This is a genomic window from Amycolatopsis sp. NPDC048633 (assembly GCF_040650695.1).
Classification (GTDB): Bacteria; Actinomycetota; Actinomycetes; order Mycobacteriales; family Pseudonocardiaceae; genus Amycolatopsis.
On record NZ_JBEZHS010000015.1, the window covers coordinates 53,769 to 66,505 of the forward strand.

The window sequence follows — 12,737 nt, forward strand, 5'->3', positions numbered from 1 at the left end:
GTGAGTGAGAAACAGTGTTCTAACCCTGTTTCTCACTCACGACCGGCCGAGCACCGCAATACCGTCAGGGTCGAGCGTGAGGTGCACCGCGTCCCCGGCCCGCAGGTCCGACGCCGCCGGGGCGACCGCGTCCACAGTGGACTCCTTGAGCTTCACCACGAGCCGGACGTGCTCGCGTCGGTGCACCGCGGCGACCACCTCACCCGGCGCGCCTTCGTCCGCCACCCGCAACGCGTGCGGCCGCAACCCCAGCCGCACCGGGCCGTCGCCAACGTCCGGGAGCGCGACGTCACCCAGCGGCGTGTGCACCACCCCGCCTGCCGCGACGCCGTCCGTGAACGTCGTCACGCCGAGGAATCGGGCCACGTCGTCGTCCGCCGGGTTGCGCCACACGCGCCGGACCGCCCCCTCTTGGCGGACCTCACCGGCGTCGAGCACCGCGACCCGGTCGGCCAGGGTGAACGCCTCCTCCTGGTCGTGCGTCACCAGCAACGCCGTGATCTTGCTGCGCCGCAACAGGTCCGCCAGGTCGATGGCCAGCTGCTCGCGCAACCCGGCGTCCAGGCCGGACAGTGGCTCGTCGAGCAGCAGCAGCCGCGGCTTCGGCGCGAGCGCCCGGGCCAGCGCCACCCGCTGGGCCTGCCCACCGGACAGCTCGGTCACGCGCCGTCGTTCGAAGCCGGCGAGGCCCACCAGCTCCAGCAGCTCGGCGACGCGCGGGGCCCACTGCTCACGGGGTACGCCGTGCATCCGCAGGCCGAACGCGATGTTCGCGGCGACGTCGCGGTGGCCGAACAGCTGGCCGTCCTGGAACACCAGCCCGAAGCCGCGCCGGTGCACCGGCACCGCGCCGAGGTCGTCGCCGTCCCAGCTCACCGCGCCGCGCGCCGACGGCTCGAGGCCGGTGATCGCGCGCAGCAGCGTCGACTTCCCCGACCCCGACGGGCCGAGCAACGCCAGCACCTCGCCGTCGGCGATGTCGAGCCGCGCGTCGCGCACCGCCGCGAACGATCCGTAGTGGACGGTCAGGTCCCGCACCGACAGCGCCATCAGAACTCTCCCACCCGGCCGCGCGCGGCCCCGAGCCGGTCGATCAGCGCGACCGCCAGCACCGTCACGAGCATCAGCAGCGCGCACGCGGCGTACGCCATCTGGTTGTTCAGCTCCCCCGGACGTCCCATCAGCGACGCGATCGCGACCGGCAGCGTCGGCGACGTCGGCCGCGCCAGGAAGCTCGTCGCGCCGAACTCGCCGAGCGCCACGACGAACCCGAACCCGGCGGCCGCGACCAGCGGGCGCAGCGTCAGCGGCAGGTCGATCTCCCGCCACACCCGCAGCGGGCTCGCCCCAAGCGTCGACGCGGCTTGCCGCAGCCGGACGTCGACCGAGCGCAGCACCGGCAGCACCATCCGCACGATCAGCGGGATGATCACCAGCGCCTGGGCCAGCGGCACCAGGTAGGGCGACGTCCGGAGGTCGCCGGGCAGCGCGTCGAGCGTCACCAGGTAGCCGAACCCGACGGTCACTGCGGACACCCCGAGCGGCAGCATCAGCACGGCGTCCATGGTCTCGCCGAGCCCACGCGCGGCTTTCGCAGGCGACCGACGCAACGCCACGAGCACGACGGACGCGAGCACGCCGACGACCATCGCGAGCAGCGTCGCGTCGACGGCGACCTTCAGCGAGTTGAGCGCGGCGTCCCAGCCGGACACCTGCAGCGCACCTTTCTCACCGGTACTGGTTAACGCTCGATAACCGGCGAAACTCCAGCCGCCCGAAGTGGACACCGATTCGACGAGCAGCGCGACGATCGGCGTCAGCAGAAGCGCCAGCACGACGCCCGCGGCGCCGACCACGGACCACTCGCCGCCGCGGGGACGCCGGGGATTCGCGGCACCGATCCGGGCGCCGTCCTTGCGCCGCCGCGCCAGCCCGCCGAGGACGAGCGCGGCGACCACGGCCGCGAACTGGATCAGCGAAAGTGCCGCCGCGCCCGAGAGATCGAGGAGGTCGACGGTCCGCAGGTAGATCTCGGTCTCCAGCGTCCGGTACTTCGCGCCGCCGAGGATCAGCACGACGCCGAAGCTGGTGGCGCAGAACAGGAACACGACGGCCGCGGCGGACGCGATCGCGGGCGCCAGCGCCGGCAGCGTCACCGAGCGGAACGCCCGCCACGGCGACGCGCCCAGCGCGCGGGCGGCGTCGGTCGTCCGCGAATCGAGCCGCGCCCACAGCCCGGCGACGGTCCGCGCGACGACGGCGACGTTGAAGAACGCGTTGGCCAGCACGATCGGCAGCACGCCGCCGTCCGGCCAGAGGGCGCGGAAAGCCAGGCCGACGACGACGGTCGGCAGCACGAACGGCACGAGCACCAGGGTCCGCGCGAGGCCGACCCCGGGCAGCTTCACCCGGGACAGCAGGAACGCCACCGGCAGCCCGGCCAGCACCGCGACCAGCGTCGACGCGGCCGCGCTCGCCACGGTGAACCCGGCCAGCTGCCAGGTCCGCGCGTCGCCGAGGACGGTGTCGAGCCCGCCCGCGGCGAACCCGCGGCCGATGATCGCCAGCACCGGCCAGGCGAAGAACACCACCAGGAACCCGATCGGGGCCAGCCCGAGCAGCGCCAGGCCGAGTCCGCGGGCGGTCCGCGGTGGGGCTACGACTGCACGAGCGTGCGCCATTCGCCGATCCACTTCTCGCGTCCGGCCTGGACCTGGTCCGCCGTCAGCGCCTGCGGCTTCTGCGGCAGCGGCGCGACCTGCGCCCAGCCCGTCGGCAGGTCGACGCCCTGGCGCGCCGGGTAGACGTACATGTTGGCCGCCACCGTCGCCTGGAACTGCTGCGAGAGCAGGAAGTCGACGACCTTGCGCGCGTTCTCGGCCTGCTTGCCGTTCGCCAGCACGCCGGCGTACTCGACCTGCCGGTAGCAGGTGTCGAGCAGCGCCTTGGTCCGCGGCTTGCCGTCGTCACCGACCTCCGCGGCCGGCGAAGAGGCGTACGAGACGACGATCGGCCGCGGCCCCTTGCCGGAGGAACCGGAGAAGTCCTTGGTGTAGGCCTCTTCCCAGCCGCTGACCACCTTGAGCCCGTTGGCCTTCAGCTTCGTCCAGTAGTCCTTCCAGCCGGCCTCGCCGTACTTCGCGACGGTGCCGAGGAGGAACGCCAGCCCGGGCGACGCCGTCGCCGGGTCCTCGGCGACCAGCAGGTCCTTGTACTTCGGGTCGGCGAGGTCTTCGTACGACGCCGGTGCCGGGATGCCCTTCGCCGTGAAGTAGTTCGTGTCGACGTTGACGCAGACATCACCGACGTCGACCGCGGAGAGCCGGTGCTCGGGGTCGACGGCGTAGCGCTGCGGCCCGCGGTCGGCCTCCGGGCTGGTGTAGGGCTCGAAGACGCCTTCCTTGAGCGCGCGCGACGCGAAGGTCGAGTCGACGCCGTACGCGACGTCGCCGATCGGGTTGGCCTTCGTCAGCACGAGCTTGTTGGTCAGCGAACCGGCGTCGCCCTGCTTGAGCACGGAGACCTTGATGCCCGACTGCTTCTGGAAGGCGTCGAGCACCTCCTGCGGCGCCAGGAAGGAGTCGTGCGTCACGAGGGTGACGGTGGGCGTCTGCTGCGGGCCACCGTCACCGTCCGACAGCGAGCACCCCGCGGCGACGGCGCTGACGACGGCGATGGCCGTCGCGGCGCGCACAGCCCTGCGTTTCATCTACCCCTCCTGCACTTCACCGGACGAGGAGGGAAAGCCCTCCCTTCGCCGGCATGATCCGGTCAGGTGCGAACGGTCGCGGGTGACCCCGCCTCTCAGCCCGGCCGAACCGGACTCCCGTGGCAACCGTGCAGCGTAGTCCAGGACGCAGGACGATGGAGCCATGACGGAAATCTTGAGCGACTCCGAGGCTGACGGACGACTGGGAACCGGCTGGACCCGGTCCGGCGCGGTGATCTCCCGCGAGGTGGAGCTGGCGAGCTTCCCCCAGGCGATCGAGGTGGTCGACCGGGTGGCGGTGCTCGCCGAGGCGGCCGATCACCACCCGGACATCGACATCCGCTGGCGCACGCTGACGTTCCGGCTCTCGACGCATTCGGCGGGCGGCTTGACGGCCAAGGACTTCTCCCTGGCGGCCGAGATCGACGCGGTGCTTTCTTCTTTGTGACTCTGGTTACGCTGAGTGCACTTTCCGGCCGGTTCGACGTCTCTCGGTAAACGACATTGCTAGGAGAGACGGTTATGACGCAGGCGATCGTGGTCGGCACGGCAGCATTCGCATCGATGGTGGCAGCGGCCGGAGGTGTGCTCTGGTTCACGGTCCGCTCCCGCCGTCACTCGGACGGCTGAGCGCTGGCGGTGAGTTCGGTCACAGCCGCTAACGAAGACCATGATCAGCGCGCTGAGCAGGGCGGAAGCATCGGATTTCGGCCCTAGGAAATGCCATGAACAGCACCTCCACCGCCACCGCCCTCACCCCCGCCCAGCGTGCCTGGATCAACACCCTCGCCCCCGCCGTGGTGCTGATCGCCATCGCGTTGATGGGCCTCCTCGGCTGAGCCGCCCCCCTCGACGAGCACCAGCCGCCGATCGAGCGCCGTCGCCCTGATCTCCAGTGCGGCGGCGTACTCATCGGAGGCGTACCAGCGTTCGGCGGTCGTCCGGTCCGGGAACTCGACGATGATCACTTTCCGATCGGAGTCCCCTTCGAGCGCGATAGGCGTCGCGCCTCTCGCGAGGTAGCGGCCTCGGTAGGCTTCGATCGAGGCCTGGGCGAGTTCGCGGTAGCGCTGGGCTTGGGTTTCGTCGAGGATCTCGACCTCGGAAATGACGTAGGCACTCATGGTTCCGAGCGTGGCAGAGCCACTCGCGCCGAGCGTGGTGCCGCTGCTACCCGGCTCAGACGTTGAAGCGGAACTCCACCACGTCGCCGTCGGCCATGGTGTAGTCCTTGCCTTCCATGCGGACCTTGCCCGCCGCGCGGGCCGCCGCCATCGAGCCTGCCGTCATCAGGTCGTCGTACGAGACGATCTCCGCCTTGATGAAGCCGCGCTCGAAGTCCGTGTGGATCACGCCCGCCGCCTGGGGGGCCGTCGCGCCCTGGGGGATCGTCCAGGCGCGGGACTCCTTCGGGCCCGCCGTCAGGTACGTCTGCAGGCCGAGCGTGTGGAAACCCGCGCGGGCCAGGGAGTACAGGCCCGGCTCCGGCTGGCCGACCGACTCGAGCAGCTCGCGCACCGACTCCTCGTCGTCCAGTTCCAGCAGCTCCTGCTCGACCTTCGCGTCGAGGAACACCGCGTCCGCGGGGGCGACCAGCTTGGTCAGCTCCTCGCGGCGGGCTTCGTCGGTGAGGACGCCTTCGTCGGCGTTGAAGACGTAGAGGAACGGCTTCGACGTCAGGAGGCTGTGCTCGCGAAGCAGTTCGAGGTCGACGTCCTTCTGCGCGGAGAAGAGCGTGCGGCCGCTGTCGAGGATCTCCTTCGCCTTCTGCGCGGCCTCGAGCGCAGGCTTCGCTTCCTTCTTGGTCCGCGCTTCCTTCTCCAGGCGCCAGACGGCCTTCTCGAGGGTCTGCAGGTCCGCCAGGATCAGCTCGGTGTTGATCGTCTCGATGTCGCTCAGCGGGTCGATCTTGCCGTCGACGTGGATCACGTCCGGGTCGTCGAACACGCGGATGACCTGGCAGATCGCGTTGGCCTCACGGATGTTCGCGAGGAACTTGTTACCCAGCCCGGCACCCTCGGAGGCGCCCTTCACGATGCCCGCGATGTCCACGAAGGACACCACCGCCGGGACGATCTTCTCCGACTTGTGCAGCTCGGCCAGCTTGTCCAGCCGCGGGTCCGGCAGCGGCACCACGCCGACGTTCGGCTCGATCGTCGCGAACGGGTAGTTCGCGGCGAGCACGTCGTTGCGGGTCAGCGCGTTGAACAGGGTGGACTTGCCGACGTTGGGCAGGCCGACGATACCGAGGGTGAGGCTCACGACCCCGCAGTCTACGTGGCTCGCCCGACCGCGGCCCACACCCCCAACGCAGCGTCGGATTTCCGCCAGCGGCGGCGCTGACCTGCTGGCATGCTCGGATCCATGGTCACCGAAACGCTCGCACTCTGGCGGGACGCCGAGCGCTGCTACCGCGTGGTCACCGCCCGCGACCCGCGCTTCGACGGCCAGTTCATCATGGCGGTGCGCACCACCGGCATCTACTGCCGGCCGTCCTGCCCGGCGTCGACACCGAAGGTGAAGAACGTCCGCTTCTTCCCGACGTCGGCGGCCGCGCAGGCCAACGGCTTCCGCGCCTGCCGCCGCTGCCTGCCCGACGCCGTGCCGGGTTCGCCGGACTGGAACCTGCGCGCCGACCTCGCCGCACGGGCGATGCGCCTGATCTCCGACGGGACCGTGGAGCGCGAAGGCGTCCCCGGCCTCGCGCGCCGGCTCGGCTACTCGGAACGCCAGCTCGGCCGCGTGCTGACCGCCGAGCTGGGCGCTGGCCCGCTCGCGCTGGCCCGGGCGCACCGCGCGCACTCGGCCCGGCTGCTCATCGAGATGTCGGGACTGCCGCTCACGGACGTCGCGTTCGCGGCGGGCTTCTCCAGCGTCCGGCAGTTCAACGAGACGATCCGCGAGGTGTTCGCGACGACGCCGTCGCAGCTTCGCGCCTTCGCCGCTTCGCGACGTGGACGTCAGGGCGACGTCGGGGGAACGCGCCTCAGCCTGCGGTTGCCGTTCAGGCCGCCTTTCGACGCTGTCGGGTTGCTTCGCTTCTTCGCCGCTCACGCTGTCCCGGGCGTCGAGGAGGTGACTACTGCCTCCTACGCGCGGACATTGCGGCTCGCGCACGGCACCGGCGTCGTCCGGCTGACGCCGCAACCGGACCACGTGCGCTGCGAGCTGCTGCTCGCCGACCTGCGCGACCTCGGCAGCGCCGTCAGCCGGGTGCGCCGGCTGCTCGACCTCGACGCCGACCCGGCGGCGGTCACCCGGGTCCTCGGCGCCGACCCGGCGCTGGCGCCGGTCGTGGCGGCCGTGCCGGGGATCCGGGTCCCGGGCACCGTCGACGGTGCCGAGCTGCTACTCCGGGCCCTGCTCGGCGACCGCGCCGCGGACGTCGCACCACTCGGCGAGGAGATCCCGGGCGACTGGGGCGTGACCAGGCTGTTCCCGTCCGCCGCTCGGATCGCGACCGCGCAGGTCCCCGAACACGTCACCGGCGTCGCGGCCGCCCTGGCCGAAGGGCGGCTGGACGTGCACGTCGGCCGCGACGCCGCCGAGCTGCGCGCCGAGCTGCTGGCATGGCCCGGAATCGACGCCGCCACCGCGGACTACGTCCTGATGCGCGTCCTCGGCGCCCCGGACGTCCTGCTGACCGACGAGACGGCGGTCCGCCAGGGCGCCGCGGCGCTGGGCATCACCCCGGAGTCGCTGCCGAAGCTGGCGCGGGCGTGGACTCCGTGGTGCTCCTACGCCGGGATGTACCTGCGGCGGGCCGGCTGACGCCGCGTCAGCCCTGCTCGCCGTGCCACAGCAGCGCCTGCGCGACGATCACCTGGGCACCGTCGAACGTCGCGGCCGGCGAGCCGTGCAGTTGGTAGCCGAGGTCGAGCGCCTCGCTGATCCGGTGGCAGAACTTCGCGTCGTCCGGGCCGGTGAGGATGCGGTAGCGGGGCAGGCCGTTCGGCGGCTGGTCGGTCATGACTTCATCTTGTCCGAAACCTCAACCGGCGCGCACCTCCACTGTGGAGCCCGTGCGGGACTTCCGGACCCGCAGCCGCGTGGGGATGCGCTGCCGCAGCTCCTCGACGTGGGACACCAGGCCGACCACCCGCCCGCCCGCGCGCAGCTCGTCGAGGATGTTCATCACGACGTCGAGGGTTTCGGCGTCCAGGGTGCCGAACCCCTCGTCGACGAACAGCGTGTCCAGCAGCGCGCCGCCGGTCTCCCCGGCGACGACGTCGGCCAGCCCCAGCGCGAGAGCCAGCGACGCGAGGAACGACTCGCCCCCGGACAGGGTCTTCGCCGGGCGGATGGTGCCCGAGTAGTCGTCCAGGACGTCGATGCCGAGGCCGCCGCGGGTGCCGCGCGCCCCGGCCGCGTCCGAGTGCACGAACGAGTACCGCCCCTGGCTCATCGTGCGCAGCCGGTGGGTGGCGGCGACCGCCACCTCTTCGAGCCGCGCCGCGAGCACGTACGAACGCAGCGACATCTTCCGGCTGTTCTGGCCCCGTCCGTTGACGACGTCCGCGAGCGCGCGTAGCTCGGCGTACGCCGCTTCGGCCGGGGCGAGGCCGGCGAGAGCCTTGCGCAGTAGGCCGGCCAGCCGCGTCAGCTCCTCGTGCTGAGCGGTCGCCACCCGCAGCGCCGCGTACGCCGAGTCCGCCCGCGCCCGCGCCAGCTGGGCCGCGTCGGCCGCGTGGCCGACGTCCGCGACGTCGTCCGGCGAGATCCCGAACAGGTCCGGCTCGGACAGCAGCGCCCGTGCCCCCGCCGCGGCAGCCTCGGCCTCGGCGATGCCCTGCTCCAGCTTCTCGATCTGCTCGTCCGGCAGCATCGCGGCCCGCGCCTTCTTCAGCGACGTGAACCCCTTCGCCTCGACCGCCGTCTCGACCAGCGCCCGCTGCTGCGCGACGCGCTCGCGGGCGCCCGCGACGGCTGTCCGGGCCTCGGCGACCCCTTCGAGAGCCTCGGCCAGCCCGACCAGGTGCTCCCGCCGGGCACCGACGTCCGCGAACTCGCCGCGCCCGGCGACGAGCCGGCGTTCGCGCTCGGCCAGCCGTTCTTCCAGAGCCCGGACGTCGGTCGTGGCCTCGGTCGCCGCCTGTTCGGCCCGGCGGCGGCGTTCGGTCCGCAGCTCGAGGTCGCGTTCCAGGAGGACGACCTGCTCGCCGAGCTTCGCCTTCCCGGCCGCCTGCTGGGTCAGCGAAGCGACCACCGCGCGGGCTTCGGCCAGCTCCGCGGTGATGGACTCGGCCGTGCGCTCGCCCAGCCGTTCCAGTAGGCCCGCCAGCCGCGCTTTCGCCTCCTCAAGTGCAACGACGACCCGCTGTCGAATCGCGTCGGCGGCCTGTTCGGCTTCCTCGGCGGCGCGTTCCTCGGCGGGGTCGACGAGTTCGACGTCCCGGTTCGCCGGCGCGGGGTGCTCGGCCGACCCGCAGACCGGGCACGGCGCGCCGGCCGGCAGCGCGGCGGCCAGCTCGGCCGCCATCCCGTCGAGCCGCCGCTCCCGCAGGTCGAGCCGGTGCTGCCGGGCCGCCTGGTGCGCGTCGACGACCTCGCGCAGTTTCGCCTCGCCTCGCTCGGCCTTCGCTCGCGCCTCGGGCAGGTCGGCCGCGTCGCGCGCGAAGGCCCTCAGCTCGTCCACCCCGGCGCGCACGCCGTCGAGCTTCGCCTCGGACTCGGCCGCCTTGACGGCATCCGCCCGCAGCTTGGCCAGCTGGCCGGGGATGGCGGCCAGCTCGGTGGTCAGCTCTTCGACCTGCTGCCCGGCCGTGACGGCGGCCAGCTTCCGGTCGTCCCGCCGCATGACGTCAAGCTGCTGCACCTCGGCCTCGGCGACGAGCTCCGCGACCGCGCCGGCTTCTTCCCGCGCGGTGGCCGCCCGCGCTTTGAGGTCGCCGGCCGCCCGGGTGCCGAACTCCCGCAGCCGCGCGCCGCGCGCCTTCTCCGCCAGCTCGGCTTCGGTCAGTTCCGCCGCGCGCCGGTCCAGCAGGTCGGCCTCCACCGCGACCCCGGCGGCCCGCCGCGCGGCCGCGACCTCCTGGGCCCACTCGGCGCGTTGCGGCGCCTGCTCGGTGATCTCGACGAGCCGCAGGTGCGCGGTGCGGACCCGGCGGATCTTCTCCGCGTCGGCCCGTTCCTCCTGCAGGTGGACATCGGCCCGGTGCGCGGCCGACCGCGTCCGCTCCTCCTCGGCCGTGACCTGCCCGGCGCGTTCGGCGGACGCCGCGAGCACGGCGCCGACCCACTCCGCCACGTCCGTCTCGGGCGGGTCCTGCTGCGCCTCCTGCGCGTACCTCGCCAGCAGTTCGCGCACTTTCCCTTGCTGCTGCTCCAGATCGCGGCCCCGCTCGGCCCGAAGGTCGGCGAACCAGCGTTCGACGTCGGCGAAGCGCTCGGTGCCGAACAGCTTTTCGAGGAGCTTCTCGCGCTCGGCGGTGTCCGACCGCAGGAACCGGGCGAACTCGCCCTGCGGCAGCAGCACCACCTGGAAGAACTGGGCCGCGGTCATCCCGAGCAGCCGCTCGACGGTGCGCGCGACCTCCTCGATCCGGATCAGGCCCTCCGGCGCCAGCCCGCCCGGCGCGGTGCCGACCCAGCTCAGCGACACCCGCGCCTGCTGGGTGGTCGTGCCCTCGCCGCGCCGCTTCGGCCGCTGGTACTCCGGGTTGCGCACGATCTTCAGCCGGTGGCCCTGCACGGTGAGCTCCAGCGCGACCTCGGTGACCTGGTCGCGCTCGGCCAGGTCGCAGCGCAGCCGCTTGGCCTCGTTGCGGGCACCGGGCACCACGCCGAACAGCGCGAACGCGATCGCGTCGAGCAGCGTGGTCTTGCCCGCGCCGGTTTCGCCGTGCAGGAGGAAGAGACCGTCGGCGCCGAGCACGTCGAAGTCGACCACCTCGCGTGCGCAGTACGGCCCGAAGGCTTCGACCTCCAGCCTGTGCAGCCTCATTTCGCGAGGGCCCTCCGGTCGGCCGCTTCCAGGGCCTTGAACAGGAGCTGCTCTTCGCTCCCGGTCGGCGGGGCGCCGCGGCAGTCGTCGAGGAAGCTGCGCGAGATCTCGATGTCCGACCGGCCGCGCACCGCGTCGGAGTACCGCAGCGGGGCGCCGCTGTACCCGCCCTCGGGTTCCCATTCCAGGTGCACCGCATGGGGAAACCGCCCGCGCAGCCGCCGCATCGCGTCCACCGGGCGGACCGGGTCGGTGACCGTGACCGACAGGAAGTGCTCGAGGAACACCTCGTGCGCCGGGTCCGCGAGCAGGTCTTCGAGCTGACCGCGGAGGGTGGCCAGCGCCCTCGGCACCGGCAGCTCGTGCCGGCGGACCTCGGCGAGCCCGCTCGCGTCCAGGTCGGCCAGCCAGACCGATTTGCGTTGCCGCGCCTCGGAAAACGAGTATGCCAGCGGGCTGCCGGAATACCGCAGATGCTCGGCGAGGGTCTGCGGGCCGTGGAGGTGGCCGAGCGCGACGTAGTCGACGCCGTCGAAGACCGAGCCGGGCACCTGCTCGACACCGCCGACCGCGATCGTGCGCTCGGACTCGGTGGGTTCGCCGCCGGTGACGAACGCGTGCGCGAGCACGACCGACCGGACGCCCGGACGGGTTTCGAGGTCCGCGCGGATCCGCCGCATGGCCTCGGTGAGCACGCCGGTGTGGCCGCGCGCGTCCGGCACGCCCAGCGCGTGCCGCGCCGGTTCCGGTTCCAGGTAAGGGATTCCGTAGACGGCGACCGGGCCGTGGGCGTCGTCCAGGAGCACCGGCTCGGCCAGCCCGGCGACGGTGGTGCGCAGGTGCAGCCCGCCCGCCGCGGCGAACTCCGCGAAGGCGCCGAGCCGCGGCGCGGAATCGTGGTTTCCCGGTGTGACGACCAGTTGCGCGCCGGCGGCGCGGATCCGCGCGACCGCGGCGGTGGCCACCCGCACGGCCTCGGCCGACGGCACCGCGCGGTCGTAGATGTCGCCCGCCACCAGGACGACGTCGATCGCCTCGCCGGCCACGAGGCCGGCGAGGTGCCCGAGCACCGCTTCCTGTTCCGCGAGCAGATCGGCGCCGTGGAACGTGCGGCCGATGTGCCAGTCGGAGGTGTGCAGGAATCTCACGAGGGCCAAGGTACGACCCACCCCCGACGAAACCGCGGAGACTCGCCGCTAGCTCACTCGAACGTGTGTACGAACACTAGCAGGTGCCCAGTTCGAAGGCGAGGTCCTCGAAGGCCGCCAGCTGGTCGTCCACGTCCAAGCCCGCGACGGTGAGGTCCCAGATCACCTCGGTGACGCCGAGATCCGCCGCCCGGCCCAGGTCCTTGACGATCGTCGGCTCGAGGAACGCCGTCCCCGGCGGCCCCGCGCACAGCACGATCCGGCCGTCGCCGCCCGCGGCGCGGTAGATCCGCAGCTGTTCTTCCGTGCTCTCCCAAGAGAGGAAGGCGATGATCAGGCCGTCGGCGATCCGCGCGGCGCGTTCGACGGCTTCGGGCGCGACGGCGCCGAGCAGGATCGGCAGGGGCCGCCCGGGCTTCGGCCCGACGAGCGCCCGCGCGACCGGGTAGCGCGGGCCGTCGTGCTCGACCGGGCCCGGCGCCCAGCAGGCGCGCAGGACCGCCAGGTACTCCTCGAAGCCGCGGCCCCGGCGCGACGGCGGCACCCCGCTGACCGCGAACTCCTCCGGCAGCCAGCCCTGGCCCAGCCCGGCGGTCACGCGGCCGCCGGAGAGCCGGTCGAGCGTCGCCAGCCGCCGGGCCAGCAGCACGGGCGGCTGGAACAGCGCGTCGACCACGCCGGTGACGAGGCTGACGTGGTCGGTCACGGCCGCGACCCAGGTCAGCGTCTCCAAGGCGTCGAAGGCCGCGTGCTCGGGCAGGCCGGCGTCGTTGCGCCAGCCGGGCGTCGCGGGCACCAGGAGCCGGTCGTGGGTGGCGACGCTGTGGAAGCCGAACCGCTGGCCGACGCCGACGAGTGGGAACGTCATGGCGTGCTCCGTTCTCTCTTCGGGGGACCCCCTGCCCGGTGGTCGGAGCACCGCGCCCGGATCGGACAC

Annotated in this window: 11 protein-coding genes and 1 riboswitch; of the genes, 2 read left to right on the plus strand and 9 right to left on the minus strand. The window is 72.6% G+C overall.

Going from position 1 to position 12,737, the window contains the following annotated elements; translation table 11 throughout:
* Positions 1 to 36 precede the first annotated feature (36 nt).
* The 3 genes from AB0C38_RS25615 to AB0C38_RS25625 are packed head-to-tail and all read right to left on the minus strand — an operon-like array spanning position 37 to position 3,709.
* Positions 37 to 1,050 (minus strand): ABC transporter ATP-binding protein, encoded by a 1,014-nt coding sequence (locus AB0C38_RS25615; protein ID WP_360677682.1) that lies wholly within the window; start codon positions 1,048 to 1,050, stop codon positions 37 to 39.
* Positions 1,050 to 2,612, minus strand: a complete 1,563-nt coding sequence (locus AB0C38_RS25620; protein ID WP_360677959.1) for an iron ABC transporter permease — start codon at positions 2,610 to 2,612, stop codon at positions 1,050 to 1,052. The genes AB0C38_RS25615 and AB0C38_RS25620 overlap by 1 nt, the downstream gene beginning before the upstream one ends.
* A gap of 44 nt (positions 2,613 to 2,656) precedes the next feature.
* Complete coding sequence (locus tag AB0C38_RS25625) at positions 2,657 to 3,709, minus strand: thiamine ABC transporter substrate-binding protein (RefSeq protein ID WP_360677684.1); 1,053 nt, start codon at positions 3,707 to 3,709, stop codon at positions 2,657 to 2,659.
* A gap of 23 nt (positions 3,710 to 3,732) precedes the next feature.
* Positions 3,733 to 3,840, minus strand: a riboswitch (TPP riboswitch).
* 32 nt (positions 3,841 to 3,872) lie between these two features.
* On the opposite strand from AB0C38_RS25625, the gene AB0C38_RS25630 reads away from it, so the two are divergent.
* The gene (locus AB0C38_RS25630; RefSeq protein ID WP_360677686.1) at positions 3,873 to 4,157 is read left to right on the plus strand and encodes a 4a-hydroxytetrahydrobiopterin dehydratase; all 285 of its coding nucleotides are present in this window, start codon (positions 3,873 to 3,875) and stop codon (positions 4,155 to 4,157) included.
* A 265-nt stretch (positions 4,158 to 4,422) separates the two neighbouring features.
* Here the strand turns inward: AB0C38_RS25630 and AB0C38_RS25635 are convergent, their stop codons facing one another.
* On the minus strand, positions 4,423 to 4,833 hold the full coding sequence (locus AB0C38_RS25635; protein WP_360677688.1) for a DUF1330 domain-containing protein: 411 nt from the start codon (positions 4,831 to 4,833) through the stop codon (positions 4,423 to 4,425).
* 55 nt (positions 4,834 to 4,888) lie between these two features.
* Positions 4,889 to 5,971, minus strand: coding sequence for a redox-regulated ATPase YchF (gene ychF, locus AB0C38_RS25640; RefSeq protein WP_360677690.1), 1,083 nt, complete (start codon positions 5,969 to 5,971; stop codon positions 4,889 to 4,891).
* Between the two features lie 102 nt (positions 5,972 to 6,073).
* Here ychF and AB0C38_RS25645 point away from each other — a divergent pair, with 102 nt between their 5' ends.
* Complete coding sequence (locus AB0C38_RS25645; protein WP_360677692.1) at positions 6,074 to 7,480, plus strand: AlkA N-terminal domain-containing protein; 1,407 nt, start codon at positions 6,074 to 6,076, stop codon at positions 7,478 to 7,480.
* A gap of 7 nt (positions 7,481 to 7,487) precedes the next feature.
* Here the strand turns inward: AB0C38_RS25645 and AB0C38_RS25650 are convergent, their stop codons facing one another.
* The 4 genes from AB0C38_RS25650 to AB0C38_RS25665 form a co-directional block, all read right to left on the minus strand.
* Positions 7,488 to 7,679: a DUF1737 domain-containing protein gene (locus tag AB0C38_RS25650; RefSeq protein WP_360677694.1), complete on the minus strand. Its 192-nt coding sequence runs from the start codon at positions 7,677 to 7,679 to the stop codon at positions 7,488 to 7,490.
* Positions 7,680 to 7,700: 21 nt separating this feature from the next.
* Positions 7,701 to 10,652 carry an SMC family ATPase gene (locus AB0C38_RS25655; RefSeq protein WP_360677696.1) on the minus strand — a complete coding sequence of 984 codons (2,952 nt, stop codon included), beginning with the start codon at positions 10,650 to 10,652 and terminating at the stop codon, positions 7,701 to 7,703.
* On the minus strand, positions 10,649 to 11,800 hold the full coding sequence (locus AB0C38_RS25660; protein ID WP_360677699.1) for an exonuclease SbcCD subunit D: 1,152 nt from the start codon (positions 11,798 to 11,800) through the stop codon (positions 10,649 to 10,651). The genes AB0C38_RS25655 and AB0C38_RS25660 overlap by 4 nt, the downstream gene beginning before the upstream one ends.
* A 76-nt stretch (positions 11,801 to 11,876) precedes the next feature.
* Positions 11,877 to 12,668 (minus strand): TIGR03619 family F420-dependent LLM class oxidoreductase, encoded by a 792-nt coding sequence (locus AB0C38_RS25665; protein ID WP_360677701.1) that lies wholly within the window; start codon positions 12,666 to 12,668, stop codon positions 11,877 to 11,879.
* Positions 12,669 to 12,737: the final 69 nt, after the last annotated feature.